Source organism: Alcaligenes sp. NLF5-7 (assembly GCF_024266725.1).
In the GTDB taxonomy this organism is placed as follows: Bacteria; Pseudomonadota; Gammaproteobacteria; order Burkholderiales; family Burkholderiaceae_B; genus Alcaligenes; species Alcaligenes phenolicus.
The window spans coordinates 286047-302992 of sequence record NZ_CP100755.1 but is presented as its reverse complement, the minus strand read 5'-3'; the positions used below and the strand labels follow the sequence as shown (position 1 = coordinate 302992).

Annotated in this window: 15 protein-coding genes; 12 read left to right on the top strand and 3 right to left on the bottom strand. The window is 57.1% G+C overall.

Features of this window, described 5'->3' with window-relative positions; genetic code table 11:
* The first annotated feature begins 11 nt into the window (after positions 1-11).
* The 11 genes from MID00_RS01470 (at position 12) to phoU (ending at position 9594) form a co-directional block, all read left to right on the top strand.
* Complete coding sequence (locus tag MID00_RS01470; RefSeq protein WP_009461640.1) at positions 12-728, top strand: SDR family oxidoreductase; 717 nt, start codon at positions 12-14, stop codon at positions 726-728.
* Positions 729-737: 9 nt separating this feature from the next.
* On the top strand, positions 738-2123 hold the full coding sequence (gene radA, locus MID00_RS01465) for a DNA repair protein RadA (RefSeq protein ID WP_009461642.1): 1386 nt from the start codon (positions 738-740) through the stop codon (positions 2121-2123).
* A 5-nt stretch (positions 2124-2128) separates the two neighbouring features.
* A complete protein-coding gene (locus MID00_RS01460; protein ID WP_009461644.1) occupies positions 2129-2908 on the top strand; it encodes a sulfite exporter TauE/SafE family protein in 780 nt (259 codons plus the stop codon).
* Positions 2909-2917: 9 nt separating this feature from the next.
* Positions 2918-3637 (top strand): 3-deoxy-D-manno-octulosonic acid kinase, encoded by a 720-nt coding sequence (locus MID00_RS01455; RefSeq protein ID WP_009461646.1) that lies wholly within the window; start codon positions 2918-2920, stop codon positions 3635-3637.
* A gap of 77 nt (positions 3638-3714) precedes the next feature.
* Positions 3715-4821: a polyamine ABC transporter substrate-binding protein gene (locus MID00_RS01450; RefSeq protein ID WP_009461648.1), complete on the top strand. Its 1107-nt coding sequence runs from the start codon at positions 3715-3717 to the stop codon at positions 4819-4821.
* A 6-nt stretch (positions 4822-4827) separates the two neighbouring features.
* On the top strand, positions 4828-5958 hold the full coding sequence (gene potA / locus MID00_RS01445) for an ABC transporter ATP-binding protein (RefSeq protein WP_009461650.1): 1131 nt from the start codon (positions 4828-4830) through the stop codon (positions 5956-5958).
* The gene (locus MID00_RS01440; RefSeq protein ID WP_254499573.1) at positions 5955-6875 is read left to right on the top strand and encodes an ABC transporter permease subunit; all 921 of its coding nucleotides are present in this window, start codon (positions 5955-5957) and stop codon (positions 6873-6875) included. Before potA ends, MID00_RS01440 begins: the two co-directional genes overlap by 4 nt.
* Entirely contained in the window at positions 6872-7678 is an 807-nt protein-coding gene (locus MID00_RS01435) for an ABC transporter permease subunit (protein ID WP_009461654.1), read from the top strand. Before MID00_RS01440 ends, MID00_RS01435 begins: the two co-directional genes overlap by 4 nt.
* A gap of 12 nt (positions 7679-7690) precedes the next feature.
* Positions 7691-8050: a Spx/MgsR family RNA polymerase-binding regulatory protein gene (locus MID00_RS01430; RefSeq protein WP_161808944.1), complete on the top strand. Its 360-nt coding sequence runs from the start codon at positions 7691-7693 to the stop codon at positions 8048-8050.
* A 38-nt stretch (positions 8051-8088) separates the two neighbouring features.
* On the top strand, positions 8089-8772 hold the full coding sequence (gene rpiA / locus MID00_RS01425; RefSeq protein WP_035270715.1) for a ribose-5-phosphate isomerase RpiA: 684 nt from the start codon (positions 8089-8091) through the stop codon (positions 8770-8772).
* A gap of 87 nt (positions 8773-8859) precedes the next feature.
* Entirely contained in the window at positions 8860-9594 is a 735-nt protein-coding gene (gene phoU / locus MID00_RS01420; protein ID WP_009461659.1) for a phosphate signaling complex protein PhoU, read from the top strand.
* Positions 9595-9655: 61 nt separating this feature from the next.
* Here phoU and MID00_RS01415 read toward each other — a convergent pair whose 3' ends face one another.
* The 3 genes from MID00_RS01415 to argA form a co-directional block, all read right to left on the bottom strand.
* Positions 9656-10942 (bottom strand): EAL domain-containing protein, encoded by a 1287-nt coding sequence (locus MID00_RS01415; protein ID WP_254499572.1) that lies wholly within the window; start codon positions 10940-10942, stop codon positions 9656-9658.
* Positions 10943-11310: 368 nt separating this feature from the next.
* Positions 11311-11583, bottom strand: coding sequence for an oxidative damage protection protein (locus MID00_RS01410; protein WP_009461661.1), 273 nt, complete (start codon positions 11581-11583; stop codon positions 11311-11313).
* Between the two features lie 70 nt (positions 11584-11653).
* Positions 11654-13009, bottom strand: a complete 1356-nt coding sequence (gene argA, locus MID00_RS01405) for an amino-acid N-acetyltransferase (RefSeq protein ID WP_009461662.1) — start codon at positions 13007-13009, stop codon at positions 11654-11656.
* A gap of 72 nt (positions 13010-13081) precedes the next feature.
* Between argA and hrpA the strand changes: the two genes are divergently transcribed.
* Positions 13082-16873 carry an ATP-dependent RNA helicase HrpA gene (gene hrpA, locus MID00_RS01400; RefSeq protein ID WP_254499571.1) on the top strand — a complete coding sequence of 1264 codons (3792 nt, stop codon included), beginning with the start codon at positions 13082-13084 and terminating at the stop codon, positions 16871-16873.
* Positions 16874-16946: the final 73 nt, after the last annotated feature.

Here is a 16946-nt window from a genome sequence, read left to right as displayed (position 1 = left end):
AAGGCATAGCCATGAAAAATAAATGTGTACTCGTTACCGGCGCTACCAAAGGAATCGGCTGGGCAATCAGCCAAAGGCTGGCTGATGCCGGGGCCCACGTTGTGGGTCTGGCCCGCCACACCGAAAGCATTGATTTCCCCGGATATCTGTACTCCTGCGATTTGAGCAATGCAGGCGAAACCGAGGAAATGCTGCGCGTTATCCGCGAAAAATATCCCGTTGATGCGGTAGTGAACAACGTAGGTATGGTCGCGCCCGAACCGATTGGTCAGGTGGACCTGGGCAATCTTTATCAGGTGTTTGACCTGAATGTACGTGTGGCGGTGCAAGTGGCCCAGGCTTTCATCCCTTCGATGAAAGCGCGCAAGGAAGGCCGCATCGTCAATATTTGCAGTCGTGTTGTGCACGGCGGTTCCGATCGCACCAGCTATGCCGCGGCCAAAAGTGCCTTGCTGGGTTGTACCCGCACCTGGGCCTTGGAATTGGCTCCTTACGGCATTACCGTCAATGCGGTCTCTCCTGGTCCGATCGAAACCGAATTGTTCCGTGCCAATCATCCCGTCGGCAGCGAAGCCGAACAGCGCAGCCTGTCCTCCATTCCTTTGGGACGTTTTGGGCAGGCGGCCGAAGTGGCTGCTGCGGTTACCTTCTTGCTAAGCGATGAAGCTGCTTATATCACCGGCCAGAACCTGGGCGTGGATGGCGGTGGCAGCTTGGCCGGACGTTAAGGAATTTCTATGGCCACCAGTACTCGTGCGGCCCGCAAGGCCAAAGTTGTATTTGTTTGCACGGAGTGCGGGGCAGATACACCCAAGTGGGCGGGCAAATGCCCTGCCTGCGGGGCTTGGAACAGCTTGCAGGAAACGGTAGAGACACCGGCTGCGGCCAGTGCGCATCGTTTTGCTTCCCTGGCTGGCTCCAGCCCGGTCCAAAGTCTTTCAGATGTGCAGGCACGGGAACTGCCGCGTGTGCCCACAGGCATAGGCGAGTTCGATCGTGTCCTGGGCGGTGGCCTGGTGGAAGGCGGCGTGATCCTGATCGGGGGCGATCCCGGTGTCGGTAAATCCACGCTGCTGCTGCAAGCCATGGCAGCCTTGGCCCAGCAAACCAAAGTTCTGTATGTGACGGGCGAGGAATCCGCCGAGCAGGTCGCCTTGCGTGCTCGCCGTTTGGGCGTGCCTACCGAAGGTGTGGATCTGCTGGCTGAAATTCGACTGGAATCCATCAGCCAGGCCTTGCAGTCGCACCAGCCTAGCGTAGTGGTAATCGATTCGATTCAAACCCTGTATTCCGATCAGCTCAGTGCGGCCCCAGGCTCGGTATCGCAGGTGCGTGAATGTGCGGCGCAGCTCACCCGTCTGGCCAAGCAAAGCGGTACTTCCATGATTTTTATCGGTCACGTCACCAAAGACGGGACCTTGGCCGGTCCGCGTGTGCTGGAGCACATTGTGGATACGGTGCTGTATTTCGAGGGGGATACCCATTCCTCTTTCCGCATGGTGCGCGCATTCAAGAACCGCTTTGGCGCGGTAAATGAATTGGGCGTGTTTGCCATGACGGAAAAAGGCTTGAAAGGAGTCAGCAATCCTTCGGCCCTGTTCTTGTCCCAGCATTCCCAGTCAGTAGCCGGTTCCTGCGTCATGGCCACCCAGGAAGGCACACGGCCTTTGCTGGTGGAAATTCAGGCTTTGGTGGACTCGGCCCATGTACCCAATCCGCGTCGCCTGTCTGTGGGGCTGGAAAGCTCCCGTCTGGCCATGCTGCTGGCGGTGATGCATCGTCATGCTGGCGTGGTCACTTACGATCAGGACGTGTTCGTGAACGCTGTAGGGGGCGTCAAGATTACCGAGCCAGCCGCTGACTTGGCGGTGTTGCTGGCTATTTTGTCCTCCCTGAATAACCGCCCCTTGCCACGTGGCCTGGTCGTGTTTGGGGAAATCGGCCTGGCCGGTGAAATTCGTCCGGCCCCGCGTGGGCAGGAGCGTTTGCGCGAAGCGGCCAAGTTGGGCTTCAGCATTGCCTTGATTCCCAAGAGCAACGCCCCGCGTCAGGCGATCGAAGGCCTGGAAATCTGGGCGGTAGACCGGGTGGAAGACGCTGTCGACCGTCTGCGTAATCTGTAACCGCCATGATAAGTATTGAATTGATCCTGGCCTGCTTGCTGGGAGGCGCGCTTATTGGCTATACCGGCGGGGTCCTGGGGATCGGTGGCGGCTTGCTGGCTATTCCATTGCTGGGCCTGATTCTGGGTATGGACCAGCAAACCGCTCAAGGTACGGCCCTGATCATGGTGGTGCCTGCGGTGCTGCTGACCGTGCGCCAGTACCATCGTCGCAACCACATTGATTTTCGTCGGGCAGCATTGGGGGCGATCTCCTCCATCATCTTTACCTGGCTGGGCGCACGTCTGGCTCTGGGCATGGATGCGATCTTGCTGCGTCGCATTTACTCGGTATTTGTGATGGCCATTGCCCTGTATTATTTCGACCAGAGTCTGGGTTTTTCCCGGCGGCGTCGTCGCAGTGACAAGCCGCGTCCGGACCCGGAGTCGTTTGGCCAGCTGTGGTATATCGCGGTAGGCATGATGGCGGGCTTGGCCGGAGGCGTGTTTGGTGTGGGCGGTGCGGTGCTGGTGGTGCCGTTCCTGACCAGCCGTATGGGTTATAGCCAGACCGGTGCGCAAGGCTTGGCCCTGTCCATGATTATTCCCGGCACGTTGGTCGCCTTGGCGACGTACGCGTTTCATGGTCAGGCTACCTGGCAGGTCGGCATACCGATGGCGATAGGCAGCCTGCTGCTGGTGCCGTTTGGTGTGCGTCTGGCCTACCGTCTGCCTGAGAATCGCCTGAAGTTTATTTTTGCCTGCATGCTGGTATTGATCATGGCCCTGTTGCTGGTTCGTGCCTGAGGAGCTGCTGTGAGCACCCAATCCGAAACTGTCTATTCTTTGCCCGGCGGCGGTGCCTTGTTGGCACCGGAGCTGGCCAATCAGCTGGATCTGGAGCCTGAGGCCTTGCAGCGCTGGTTCGAGGCCACCTCGTATGGCGACCAGGCCAGCAAGGTGGGACAGGGTGGTCGTCAGGCCGCCTGGTTTGTGAACGGGCCCTTTGGTCAGGCGGTGCTGCGTCACTACCGCCGTGGTGGTCTGGTGGCTCGCTTCAATGAGTCTTCCTACTTGTGGCAAGGGGCATCCCGGACTCGCAGCTGGCGAGAATTTCAGGTGATGTCTTATTTGCACAACAAGGGCTTGGCCGTCCCCAAAGTGCTGGCGGGCGCATGGTGGCAGCAAGGTTTTTGGTACCATGCGGCTCTGATAAGCCAGCGGGTGCCCAATGTGCAGCCTTTGACTCTGTGCCTGGACCGTGCCTCCCCCGAAGCGGTGGCACACGAGATTGTCCGCATGCACCAATTCGAGGTTTGGCACGCTGACCTTAACGCCTACAATATTTTGCTGGATGCGAATGACAAAGTCTGGCTGATCGATTTTGACCGTGCACGACAGGGGCCCGTCAGCCCCGCCCAGGCGCTGGGTAATGTGCAACGCCTGAGACGATCTTTGCTCAAAGTGTGTGGGCCGCGTGGCGATCAGTGGTGGCAGCAGATGTTTTCTGCTTACCGTCACCAAACGCAGCGTTAATTACGACTACGGGCTTTAAAAAAGCTTTATCATCTCGCCTTTTGGGTTTTTCGCTTTCGATAGGAAGGGGACTCGTGATGTCTTTTGGGATGAACACACCACAGGTACTCGCCGGCCTGCTGGCCGCTGCTGCCATCATGCCTGTTGCACAGGCACAAAATCAGGTTGTTAACGTCTATAACTGGGCTGAATATACGGCCCCCGACACCTTGTCCGGCTTTCAGAAAGCCACGGGCATTACCGTGCGTTATGACGTTTACGACAATAACGACACTTTGCAAGCCAAGTTGTTGACGGGCAAGTCGGGGTACGACGTGGTGGTTCCCTCCACGCATTACGCAGCGCGTCAGATCGAAGGCGGTTTGTTCCAGAAGCTGGATAAAAGTCAGATTCCCAACTGGTCCCATCTGGATCCGGACATCATGGCGCTGCTCTCCGATGTGGACCCCGGCAATGAATACCTGATTCCCTGGGGCTACGGCACCAATGGCCTGGGCTACAACGTTACCAAAGTCAAAGAGATCATGGGCGAGCAGGTGGACCTGGGCAACTGGGACATGCTGTTCAAGCCTGAAAATGCCGAGAAGCTGAAAGGCTGTGGCATTTCCATTCTGGACGAAGCCGCCCAGGTGTTCCCGGCCGTGCTGCACTACATTGGCAAAGACCCCAACAGCAGCAATGAAGCCGATTACCGCGAAGCCCTGGACTTGCTCAAGCAAATCCGTCCTTACGTACGTCAGTTCAGCTCCTCGGGCTATATCGACGAGCTGGCTGCGGGCGATCTGTGCATGGTCTACGGTTTCTCCGGCGACGTGATGATCTCCGCTGATCGTGCGCGCCAGGCTAAAAAGCCGTACGCCATCGACTACTACATTCCGCAAGGCGGGGCTCCGGTCTGGTTTGACACCATGGCCATCCCCAAGAGCGCGAGCAATGTGAAAGAGGCCCACGCCTTCATCAACTACATTGAAACGCCGGAAGTCCATGCCGCCATTACCAACACCATGTTCTACCCGAACGCCAATAAAGATGCGCGCGAGTTCGTGGTCAAGGAAGTAGCTGACAACCCCATGATTTACCCTTCGCCCGAAGTCTCCAAGACTTTGTTCGTCATCAAACCACAGCCACTGAAGGTGCAGCGTCTGCAAACGCGCCTGTGGGCTGAACTCAAGTCTGGACGTTAAGGCATCATGCAAGATATCCGTACCGGAACCTCGCCCTGGATGGATGGCGAGGATGCTTTCGTGCGTGTGGACGAAGTCGTCAAGATTTTTGGCGATACGGTGGCCGTCCAGTCTGTAAGTCTGGACGTCGCCCGTCACGAAATTTTTGCGCTGCTGGGTAGTTCAGGCAGTGGCAAATCCACCTTGCTGCGTATGCTGGCAGGTTTCGAGGAGCCGACTTCCGGTCGGATTTATCTGGACAACGAGGATATTACCGACCTGCCGCCTTACCGGCGGCCGGTCAATATGATGTTCCAGTCCTACGCGCTGTTTCCGCACATGTCGGTTGAGGCCAATGTGGCTTTTGGCTTGAAGCAGGAAGGCGTGCCCCGCAACGAAATCCACGAACGCGTATTTGAAGCCCTGGATCTGGTGCAGATGGCGGGTTTTTCACGCCGCAAACCCAATCAGTTGTCAGGCGGGCAGCAACAGCGTGTCGCTTTGGCGCGTAGCCTGGTCAAGCGTCCCAAGCTGCTCTTGCTGGACGAACCCATGTCCGCATTGGACAAGCAGATTCGTCAGAAAACCCAGATTGAGCTGGTCAAGATTCTGGAGCGTGTGGGAGTGACCTGCATTATGGTGACTCACGACCAGGAAGAGGCCATGACCATGGCCAGCCGACTGGCGGTAATGTCCGATGGGCAGATCATCCAGTCCGGTACGCCTTACGATGTGTACTCCTTCCCGAACTCGCGCTTTGTGGCGGGCTTTATCGGTTCCACCAATTTGTTCACCGGCGTAGTGACGGTGGACGAACCGGACCACGTTCATATCGAGTGCGAGGAGTTAAACCGCCCCTTGTATGTCAGCCACGGGATCAGCGAACCGCTGGGCATGGACGTGTATGTGTCCATTCGTCCCGAGCAGATCAAGGTGAGTCGTGAGTTGCCTTCCGAGGACACCAACTGGGGCCACGGCATCGTGACTCATGTGTCCTGGATGGGTAGCTACACCCGCTACCAGATTCGTCTGGACGCCGGCATGTTGATCGAGGCGCAAATGCCTAGCGGCACCTTGGCCCAGCCAGATGCTCCCGGCGTGGACGAAGAGGTCTACGTGTCCTGGTCCGACGACAGCGCAACGGTACTGAGCACATGAAGAACCTGTCCTGGCGCAAACTGCTGCCCACCAGTCGCACGCTGGTGGTCGCACCCACATTCCTGTGGATGATCCTGTTTCTGCTGGTGCCATTTTTGCTCGTGCTCAAGATCAGTTTTGCCGATCTTGATTTCGGGGTGCCGCCGTATACGCCCTTGGCCCAGTTTGCCGAGGAAAGCATTTCCTTTGTACTGAACCTGCGCGGCTATATCCTGCTGTTCAGCGACAATCTGTATTTGGCCACCTACGTCAGCTCCTTGAAGATGGCTGCCGTCACCACGATCTTTTGTATCCTGATCGGCTACCCGGTGGCTTACTACATTGCGCGCTCTTCACCCGCCGTGCGTAGTCTGTTGTTGCTGGCGGTGATTCTGCCTTTCTGGACCTCCATGCTGCTGCGTGTCTACGCCTGGGTAGGCATCTTGCGTGGCGATGGCCTGCTCAATCAGGTCTTGCTGTGGATAGGCATTATTGATGCGCCGCTGGAAATCTACCGCACCGATCTGGCCGTCTATATCGGTTTGATCTATGCCTATCTGCCATTTTTCATCCTCCCTTTGTATGCGAATCTGGTAAAGCTGGATATGCGCTTGCTGGAAGCGGCTTACGATCTGGGCGCACGTCCCTGGTCGGCGTTCTGGAATATCACCTTGCCCATGTCCATGTCCGGCGTGATTGCCGGTGCCATGCTGGTGTTTATTCCGGCCGTAGGCGAGTACGTGATTCCGGAAATGCTGGGTGGGGCTGACACCTTGATGATGGGCCGTGTCATGTGGACCGAGTTCTTCAATAATGCGGACTGGCCGATGGCTGCTGCCGTCACTTGCGTGATGGTCCTGCTCTTGATCATTCCCTTGATTTTCTTCCAGTACAGCCAGATGCGACAGATAGAAGCGCAACGGGGAGGCCGCTCATGACCAAGCCTAATCCCTGGCTGCGTGCCATCGTCCTGACGCTGGGCTTTGGTTTTCTGTACATTCCTATCCTGTTCCTGATCGTCTTTTCATTTAATGAATCGGCCATCATGACGTCCTGGTCGGGTTTTTCCTTCCGCTGGTACGAATCCCTGTTTCAGGATAAAGCGCTGCTCAGTGCTGCCAAGCTGTCTTTCCTGATAGCCGTGCTGACCGCGACCATGGCCACCATTCTGGGCACCTGGGCCGCCTATGTGCTGGCCCGTATGGGACGCTTCAAGGGCTTTGCTCTGTATATCGGTCTGGTCAGTGCACCGCTGGTCATCCCGGAAGTGGTGCTGGGTATTTCCCTGCTGCTGATGTTTGTGGAGCTGAACTCCCTGTTTGGCTGGCCGGAACAGAACGGTATCTTCACTATCTGGATTGGTCACGTGGTGCTGTGCACCGCGTACGCGACCGTGATTCTGCAATCGCGTATGCGTGAGCTGGATCGCTCTCAGGAAGAAGCGGCGCTTGATTTGGGTGCCACCCCCTTGAGGGCGTTTTTCCAGGTGGTCCTGCCTTCGATCGTGCCTGCCTTGATGGCGGCCTGGTTGCTGGCCTTTACCTTGTCGCTGGACGATGTGGTGATTGCCTCCTTCCTGTCCGGTCCTGGCTTTACCACGTTACCGGTGGAAGTGTTTTCGCGCGTACGCTTGGGTCTCAAGCCCGAGATCAATGCGTTGGCAACCCTGCTGATTTTGGTGATTGGTATTTTTGTTGTAGTCGCCAGCCGCTTGCAGGTACGCCGCGAGCGTCGCGCCTGATTGATAAGGAGTATTGCCGTGTTCACGATGTATGGTTTGAAAAATTGCAGCACCTGCCAAAAGGCGATTGCCTGGTTTGAGCAAAACGGTCTGCCATTGAACTTTGTGGATTACCGCGAACATCCCTTGGAAGCGGCCCGCTTGCAACAATGGGCGCAGGAGCTGGGTGGCTGGCCCAAGCTGGTTAACCGCGCCTCCATGACCTGGCGTAATTTGCCTGCGGAACGTAAAGAGCCGCAGGACGATGCCCAATGGCTGGCCTTGATTGCTGAATTTCCGGCGCTGGTGCGCCGCCCCTTGCTGATTACGCCCGAGGGCGAGGTCAGTGTGGGTTTCAACGAAGGCAAATTTGCCGCTCGTTTTCTTAAATAAACCAAGGGGGGCCAAGCCCCCCCATTTTTATATCTGCCATGTACACACAGACCGAACTCAAACAACAGGTGGCTCAGGCCGCGGTTGATTACGTCCTTCCTTTCCTGACCCCGGATTCCATTCTGGGTGTGGGTACGGGTTCCACGGTTGATTTGTTTATTGATGCTCTGGCGGCGCACAAACATGCCTTCAAGGCTGCTGCTTCCAGCTCGGAGCGCTCGACCGCTCGCCTGCAAAGTCTGGGTATTGCAGTGCAAGACTTGAACACCATCGAACGTATGGACTGGTATGTGGATGGTGCCGACGAAATCGATGCGGCGTTGAACATGACCAAGGGCGGCGGTGGCGCTTTGACCCGCGAGAAAATCGTGGCTTCGGTCTCGGACAAGTTCCTGTGCATTGTGGACGATTCCAAACTGGTGGATCGCCTGGGGGCGTTCCCCTTGCCGGTGGAAGTCATCCCCATGGCCAAGAATGCCGTGGCTCGTCAATTGCGTGCCTTGGGCGGTAATCCCGTCGAGCGTACGGGCTTTGTCACCGATAACGGTGGCCTGATTCTGGACGTGTCCGGTTTGTCGATTGCAGACCCGGCTGCTCTGGAAGCCCAGATCAACAATATGCCCGGTGTGGTGTGCTGTGGTCTGTTCGCGATTGCCCCAGCCAGCGTGGCCTTGATTGCCGGTCAACAGGGTGTGCGTACCCTGCCTGGCGACGGTTTCTGAATTTTAATGTCTCTGTCATAATCGGTGCTTAATCTATGCACGGATTAAGCGCTGGCGCGAGCCATTTTGCTGTTACAGAAGGCCACTATGAACGAACATACCAATAAGCAGTTTCACTCCGATCTGGAGGCCACCCGTTCGCTGTTCTTGCAGATGGGCGGTATTGTTGAATCTATGGTTCGCAGTGCGACCGAAGCCCTGCAAACCGGGGATATGTCGCTGGTTGACCAGGTTCGCGAGCGTGAAAAAGAAATCAACCGCCTGGAAGTGGAAATTGACGAGCGCATCACCAACCTGATCGCCCGTAATCAACCCACCGCCATTGACTTGCGCATGTTGCTGTCCATCTCCAAAATGCTGACCGATATGGAACGCTGCGGGGACGAGGCCGAGCGCATCGCCAAGATGGCTCGTCGTCTGCACGAAGGCACCGCTGGCTACGAGCCTGTGGTGGAGCTGCGTCATATGAGCTCCTCGGTTGCTGGCATGATCAACGATGTGCTGGACGCCTTTGCGCGCCAGGATGCCGTACACGCAGCACAGATTGTGCGTAGCGACAAGGAAGTGGATCGTGAGTGGAAGGGTTCGCTGCGTCACATCATCACTTACATGATTGAAGATCCACGCACGATCTCGCACTCCATTGACCTGATCTTTATCGCCCGTGCGCTGGAGCGCATTGGTGACCATGCCAAGAACATGGCTGAACGCGTGATCTACATGGTACGTGGTGACGACGTGCGTCACACCGGTGTGAAGAACACCGAACGTACTGCGCGTGGTGAGCCCTTGCCAGAACCGGAATCCGAAGACAAAGCCTGATTCCGACCCGGGCCTTCTTGCTGCAAGCCTTGCATGACAACATGCAAGGCTTGTTTGCTTTTCAAAAACCAAAGCCGTAGCCTTTGGGGGCTTGATCAGGATAGAACTGGGTACGTAGCAGGACCGCATCCTGCACCGTTATCAACACTGCCGAGTCCCACCAGGGCGGGGTCAGCGTTGGCAAGGCCAGCAGATAGCCCTGTACGCCGTGCGCACCGGACTGGCGCACAAACTCCAGATCAGCCTCATCCTCGACACCTTCGATTACTACGTAGGGGCTGTAGTCGGCGCAGACATTGACCAGGTTGCGCAGCAAATGGGCTGGCTGACCGGGGCTGCGTGCCCGCAGCAAGATCGAGCGGTCAATTTTGATAATGTCGGCATGGGTCTGCACCAGAAAGGCGAGGGTGCTATTGCCCGATCCCGTGTCGTCCAGAGCAATCCGTACCCCCAGGTTTTGCAGTTGGGCAATCAGGCGCAGCGCCGTGGGCTTGTGGGCGATGGTGCCGGTTTCCGTCACCTCCAGAATCAGGCGCTGGGCCACATCCGGGCGACTGTCCAGATAGCTGAACAGATCCTGCCACCACAAATCGTCCTGCAGGGAGCCTGCGGAGATATTCACTCCCAGACAAAGACCGGGTTTTGTACTGAGCAGCTCCACCACACTGCCCAAGACACTGCGATCCAGCCGGGACACCAGACCTAATCGCTCCAGAGCGGCGATGGCCTCGGGTAAAGAGTAATCCGCCGTGCCACAGTGACGAATCAAGGCTTCTTCATAAAAGTCCTTGTTCTTGTGTTTTTCACCCAGGTGATAGATGGGCTGAAAGGCCAGGGCCAGCAGCCCATTCTGTAAATCATCCAGCATGCGAACTGCCAGACTCATATCGTCCCGGTACGTCTTGGCCCAGACCTTGTGCCAGGCGGCCAGCGTGGCTGGATGATTATGAGAGCAGGGGTTGGGAGCGGGAGGGTGGAGCTGATTCGTGTCGTACTGACGGCTATCGTAGTGGTAAGCCATCTGGGTGTGCAGGTAGATGCGGTGCTCATCCTGGGTGATGGGGTCACACTCCAGTGCAGCACCCAGCAATTGGGCCAGGGCATTGGGATGGGTACGCTGAAAGCGGTGTTGCTTGCCCAACTGCTTCAAGGCAATCAGGACAAAATCTCCCCGGATAAAGATTTCATTGGCAGTCAGCCCACAGTCCAGCAGCCTTTGCTGCACGGTATCCAGCACAAAAGCATGAAACTGCGGCCCATACAAAGCCTCCAAATAGCTCAGGTTGACCAGCCACAGGCGCAAGTGAGTGGAGTACTGGTCAATCTCGGGTAGGTCTAGGCGGCACATGAACTTCTTTTCCTGTGGGTAAAGCAGTAAGCGGCGGTGCTGTGCAGGGCTCGGCGCAAGGCTGCTCAGACATGGACACGTGATGGGCCGGTGTGGCTTGGGCACTGTATGCGCATCAAGGCCAGCCGTGATTTTGTGCCTTAGGGCTTCAGGTAACTGTAGAAAAATCCCATTTCTTTTGATTTTTGACCAGTCTGAAACTAACTTGTCGCGCAGCGTTTCATTTAATTACGTTTTGGCTGCGTGCTGAAGGTGGGGCTATTTGATAAGAATGCGGGGAAAGGCGGGGGAGTCGGGGGCAGAAATAAAGAAACCCCGGAGCACGATGGTAATGCTCCGGGGTCTGCGTGCGTGTCCTGAATCGGGACTTAAGCGGAAGGGGCGGTAAAACCGTCGGCTTCCACGTCCTTGTCTTCAAACAGATATTGCTCCATCTGTTCTTTCAAATACGTGCGGGCACGGGCGTCGGCCAGGTTCAGGCGGTTCTCGTTCACCAGACGGGTTTGCACGTCCATCCAGTTGGCCCAGGCCTGTTTGGAAATCGAGTGCCAGATCTTGGTGCCCAGCTCGCCGGGGTAGGGGGGAAACTCCAGGCCCTCGGCTTCCTGTTTCAGCTTCACACAGTGAATCATGCGTGCCATATGTGTTCCTTTTCAATCAAATGCTTGGATGGGCGTATTGTACTTAGGGGCGCAGGAGTGGCAAACCGGCTTACAGCTTTTTAATAAAGACCATGCTGTTGCGCGAACGGTTGTAATGCGACTGCTTGCCCTTGGGCAGATCGGACACGCCACCTTGTACAAAGCCACGCTTGATAAACCAGTGAGACGTGCGGGTAGTCAGCACAAACAGACGCTTGAAGCCGGCCGCACGGGCCTTGGCTTCGGTATGGCGCAAGAGAATTTCACCTTCGCCCGAGCCTTGCCATTCCGGGTGCACGATGAGACAGGCCATTTCGGCCATGCTTTCTTCTTCGTACGGAATTAATGCCACACAGCCGTAAATAATGCCGTCGTGCTCCAGAACCGTGAACTGCTCCACCTCGCGCTCGATGACCGAGCGGCCGCGGGGGACCAGGGTGCCGTCAATTTCAAGGGGTTCGATCAGTTGCACGATTGCACCCACATCGTCCAGATTGGCCGGGCGCAAATCGTCCAGTGTGTCTTCCACCACCATGGTGCCCACCCCATCGTGGGTGAAGATCTCCAGCAAAATGCTGCCGTCCTGCTTGTAGGGTACCAGGTGCGCACGGGCAATACCGCGTTTGACGGCTTGCGAGGCGTAGCGCAGGAAGGTGGAGCAGTCCTCGTCCAGCTTGCCCGAGGCCAGCAGGGAGTCGGCATCGGCACGGGCCAGTTCCGAATCGATATCCAGATTATTGGAGTGCCCGATATGCTCCGGGGTCAGGAAAATCAGCTTTTCAGCGCGCAGGGCGATGGCCGTGCTGGTGGCCAGATCTTCCATGTCCAGGGTAAAGGCCTCGCCAGTTGGAGAAAAACCCAATGGGGAGAGTAGAATAAGCGCTCCTTGGCTCATGATCAGCCGCATGGCGTCCACGTCCAGTTTGCGTACCGCGCCAGAATGCTTGAAGTCCAGGCCATCAATCACGCCCACCGGACGCGCGGTCACAAAGTTGCCCGAAATGATGCGAATCTGGGCATGTGACATGGGGGTGTTGGGCAAACCCTGGCTGAAAGCGGCTTCAATATCCAGGCGAATTTCACCAGCGGCTTCTTTGGCGCATTCCAGAGCGACCGCACTGGTTGGCTCGGTACCGCGACCGAATTGCGTGGTTTCGCCTTTCAGGCGCAGTTGCTCATTGACCTGGGGGCGGGAGCCATGCACCAGCACCAGCTTGATGCCCAGTGCTGACAGCAGCGACAAATCCGGGATCAGGGTGTAGAGCAGTCCATCGTTGATGAGCTCGCCCCCAAAGGCCACCACGAACGTCTTGCCACGAAAATCGTGCACATAAGGCGCCACTTCCCTGAACCATCGCACAAATTGTGCCTGGGATTCATCAGGTGGTTCGATGGCGTTGTACGAGTCGGGGATGTCTGTGTTCATTGCGGGGGATCTTTGCGTCCAAATGGTTTCAAGCCAAAATTATAATGATGTCTGTACCAGAAACTACCTTTCATGCACGAGTCCGACGAATTGACTGAAAACCCACACTCTTTACCAACAATTTCGTACCCTGATGACCTGCCAGTCAGCGCCCGACGGGCCGAAATTGCGCAGGCGATCAAAGACCATCAGGTGGTCATTGTGTGTGGTGAAACCGGTTCGGGCAAAACCACCCAATTACCCAAAATCTGTCTGGAGCTGGGCCGTGGCCTGCAGGGCAAGATTATTGGTCATACCCAGCCGCGCCGTCTGGCCGCCACGTCGGTCGCCAAGCGTATTGCCCAGGAGCTGCAATCGGAGATTGGTGACTGGGTAGGGTACCAAATCCGCTTTAACGACAAGACCGGACCGCGCTCGGCCATCAAATTGATGACAGACGGGATCTTGCTGGCCGAGTCCCAGCGCGATCCCCTGTTAAGCCGCTATGACACGATCATTATTGACGAGGCCCATGAACGCAGTCTGAACATCGACTTTCTGCTGGGTTTTTTAAAGCAACTGTTGCCACGGCGTCCGGACCTGAAGCTGATCATTACCTCGGCCACAATTGATGCCGAGCGTTTCGCGCAGCACTTTGCCCACAAGGGCAGGAAGGCGCCTGTCATTGAAGTGTCGGGCCGTCTGTATCCCGTCGATATTGTGTACCGCCCGATTCTGGACCCGTCTTTGGTCGATGCCGAAGAACGCCGTTCCGCCTCCGAGGAGGAGCGGGATCTGATGCAAGGCATTGTGGATGCGGTGCAGGAATGTGCCCGGCATGGTACGGGCGACATTCTGGTCTTCCTGCCTGGTGAGCGTGAAATCCGCGAAGCCACCGAGGCGCTGGAAAAAGAAAAGCCCATCAATACCGTGATCCTGCCCTTGTTTGCGCGTCTGTCGCAGGCGGATCAGGAACGTATTTTCCGACCCAAAGGCAATGCGCGCCGTGTGGTGCTGGCGACCAATGTGGCAGAAACCTCGCTGACCGTGCCCGGCATTCGCTTTGTGGTCGATAGTGGTCTGGCGCGTATCAAGCGCTATTCCTGGCGCAACAAGGTCGAGCAACTGCGTATTGAAGCGATCAGTCAGGCCTCGGCCAGCCAGCGGGCAGGGCGTTGCGGTCGTATTGGCCCCGGTATCTGTATTCGTCTGTATGACGAGCAGGATTTCAAGAGCCGCCCCCCCTTTACGGATCCCGAGATTTTGCGCTCCTCGCTGGCCTCGGTGATTCTGCGCATGAAGGCCTTGCATCTGGACGATGTGGAAACCTTCCCCTTTGTGGAGCCGCCCACTGGCCGTGCGATTGCCGATGGGTATCAAATTCTGCAAGAGCTGGGTGCGCTGGATGAACAGCAGCGCCTGACCAAGGTAGGCCGTTCCCTGGCCAAACTGCCTGTGGACCCGCGTGTGGCCCGCATGATTCTGGCCGGTCATGAACATCATTGTTTGACGGAAATGCTGATCGTGGCCTCGGCCATGTCCGTGCAAGATCCGCGTGATCGTCCTGTCCATGAGCGTGAAGCGGCCAATCAGGCCCATGCCCGTTTCAACGACGACAAGTCCGAGTTCCTGTCCTATGTGAAGCTGTGGAACTGGTTGGAAGAGCTGTCGCAGGAACAAAGCTCGCAGCGCAAGTTTGCCAATAGCGTTAAACAGGCTTTGCTGTCCCCTTTGCGTATTCGTGAATGGCGAGATGTTCATACCCAATTACGCAGTCTGGTACAGGAGCAGCGCTGGGTCGCCAACCCCTCGGCAGCCACGTATGAGCAGGTGCATCTGGCCTTGTTGACGGGCTTGATCGGCAATATTGGCTACAAGAGTGAAGAAACGGGTGTCTACCAAGGCACGCGTGAATTGCGCTTTGTGATTCACCCCGGCTCCAAGCTGGTCAAGAAAGCAGGCCGTTGGATACTTGCGGGCGAGCTGATGGAAACTACGCGGCTCTTTGCCCGCTGTGTGGCGCGTATCGAGCCGCAGTGGATTGAAAAAGTCGGTGCCCATTTGCTGCGCAAAACCTGGGGCGATCCGCGCTGGGAGAAGAAAGCCGGGCAGGTAGTGGCCAATGAGCGCGCTACCTTGTATGGCTTGCTGATTTACAGTGGCCGTCGCATTCACTTTGGCCGCATTGATCCGGTGCAGGCACGCGAGTTGTTCTTGCGCCAGGCTCTGGTGCCAGGCGAGATCGACTCCAACCTGCCTTTCCTGCGTCATAACCGTCAGCAGATACAGGCGGTAGAGCGTTTGGAGCACCAATCCCGCCGCCCCGATATTCTGGTGGACGAAGAACTGATTTACGCGTTTTACGATCAGCGCATTCCCAAGGACGTGTACCAGACCGCCACATTGGAAAAGTGGTTCAAGGGCTTGTCCAAAGAAGAGGCCAAGGGCCTGGAGCTGAACCGCGACGAATTGATGCAGCACGACGCAGCCGGCATCACCACCGAGGTCTTTCCGCGCTCCGTTGAATGGCAGGGCGTGAAGATGGCGCTGGATTATCACTTCGAGCCGGGCTCGGTGCGCGATGGGGTGACCTTGAGCGTTCCCTTGTTCGCCTTGAACCAGATCGACGCTGCGCGTTGCGAGTGGCTGGTGCCCGGCATGCTGAAAGAAAAAGTGCTGGCTTTGCTGAAATCCTTGCCGCAACGCATCCGCCGCCATTGTGTGCCGCTGCCCGATTATGCTGCCGCTTTTCACCAACGCTGGTTTGAAAAAGCAGCCGATCCGGGCATGAGCCTGCTTGACGCCATTTCGCAGGATATGTGGACTCAGCTCAAGCAAAGGCCGCAGCGCAGTGACTTCAAGCCCGAGACGCTGGCGACGCACTTGTTCATGAACTTCCGGGTCATTGACGAGCATGGCCGCATGTTGTCGGGCGGGCGCAATCTGGATCAGCTCAAGGCCGAGCATGGCCGTCAGGCCCAGGCCTCCTTCCAGCAAATGGCCGCCAGCGACGAACAGGTAGCGCAAGTGCTGGATCACGAGCAACTGACCAGCTGGAGCTTTGGTGAACTGCCCGAGCTGATGGAAATCAAACGCAAGGGGCGCAGCTTTATTGGCTACCCGGCCTTGATCGACAAGAAAACCCATTGCGATCTGGATGTGTTCGATGACCCGGCCCAGGCCCAGCGTCAGCACCGTCAGGGTTTGCGCCGCTTGTTCCGTTTGGCCCTGCGCGAGCAGGTGCGCTTTCTGGAAAAGAACATTACGGACCTGACTCGTATCAGCATGCTGTACATCAATCTGGGGACGCAGGAGCAATTGCGTGACCAGATTATTGATGTGGCTCTGGAGCAGTCCTGCATGATGGAGCCCTGGCCCAAGAACCAGGCCGAGTTCGAGGCTCGCGTGCAGGAGGGCCGCAGCCGTCTGGGTCTGGTGGCCCAGGAAGTGGCGCGTCTGGCCGGGCAGATTCTGACTGAATGGAGTGCCGCCCAGAAGAAACTGGCGCAAATCAAGGCCCACCCCGAGGCTTTGAAAGACATACAGCAGCAATTGAACGCCTTGATGCCTACCTTGTTTCTGGAAAGCAATGAATACGCGCAGTTGGCGCATATGCCGCGTTACTTGAAAGCGGTACAAACACGGGTGGACAAGCTGCGTGCCGATCCGGCTCGCGATCAACGCCTGATGCAGGATATGTCGGTTCTGCTGACCAAGTACCAGCGTGCCGTGGCCGCGCTGAAAGGTGCGACTGATAGCGGTTTGCGGGATTTTCGCTGGATGCTGGAGGAACTGCGCGTGTCCTTGTTTGCGCAAGAGTTACGCACCCCCATGCCGGTTTCGGTCAAGCGTCTGGAAAAAGCCTGGGCGGCGCTGCAACGCTAAGACGGTAGCCGTTTGAGATCTGCAGGGCGATATTGGGCATTGGGATGCGCCCTTGCAGATCATGTGCTTTGGG

Coding starts and splice junctions, on each gene's coding strand:
- MID00_RS01470 (WP_009461640.1), top strand. CDS start 12: ATGAAAAATAAATGTGTACTCGTTACCGGCGCTACCAAAGGAATCGGC.
- radA (WP_009461642.1), top strand. CDS start 738: ATGGCCACCAGTACTCGTGCGGCCCGCAAGGCCAAAGTTGTATTTGTT.
- MID00_RS01460 (WP_009461644.1), top strand. CDS start 2,129: ATGATAAGTATTGAATTGATCCTGGCCTGCTTGCTGGGAGGCGCGCTT.
- MID00_RS01450 (WP_009461648.1), top strand. CDS start 3,715: ATGTCTTTTGGGATGAACACACCACAGGTACTCGCCGGCCTGCTGGCC.
- potA (WP_009461650.1), top strand. CDS start 4,828: ATGCAAGATATCCGTACCGGAACCTCGCCCTGGATGGATGGCGAGGAT.
- MID00_RS01440 (WP_254499573.1), top strand. CDS start 5,955: ATGAAGAACCTGTCCTGGCGCAAACTGCTGCCCACCAGTCGCACGCTG.
- MID00_RS01435 (WP_009461654.1), top strand. CDS start 6,872: ATGACCAAGCCTAATCCCTGGCTGCGTGCCATCGTCCTGACGCTGGGC.
- rpiA (WP_035270715.1), top strand. CDS start 8,089: ATGTACACACAGACCGAACTCAAACAACAGGTGGCTCAGGCCGCGGTT.
- phoU (WP_009461659.1), top strand. CDS start 8,860: ATGAACGAACATACCAATAAGCAGTTTCACTCCGATCTGGAGGCCACC.
- MID00_RS01415 (WP_254499572.1), bottom strand. CDS start 10,942: ATGTGCCGCCTAGACCTACCCGAGATTGACCAGTACTCCACTCACTTG.
- MID00_RS01410 (WP_009461661.1), bottom strand. CDS start 11,583: ATGGCACGCATGATTCACTGTGTGAAGCTGAAACAGGAAGCCGAGGGC.
- argA (WP_009461662.1), bottom strand. CDS start 13,009: ATGAACACAGACATCCCCGACTCGTACAACGCCATCGAACCACCTGAT.
- hrpA (WP_254499571.1), top strand. CDS start 13,082: ATGCACGAGTCCGACGAATTGACTGAAAACCCACACTCTTTACCAACA.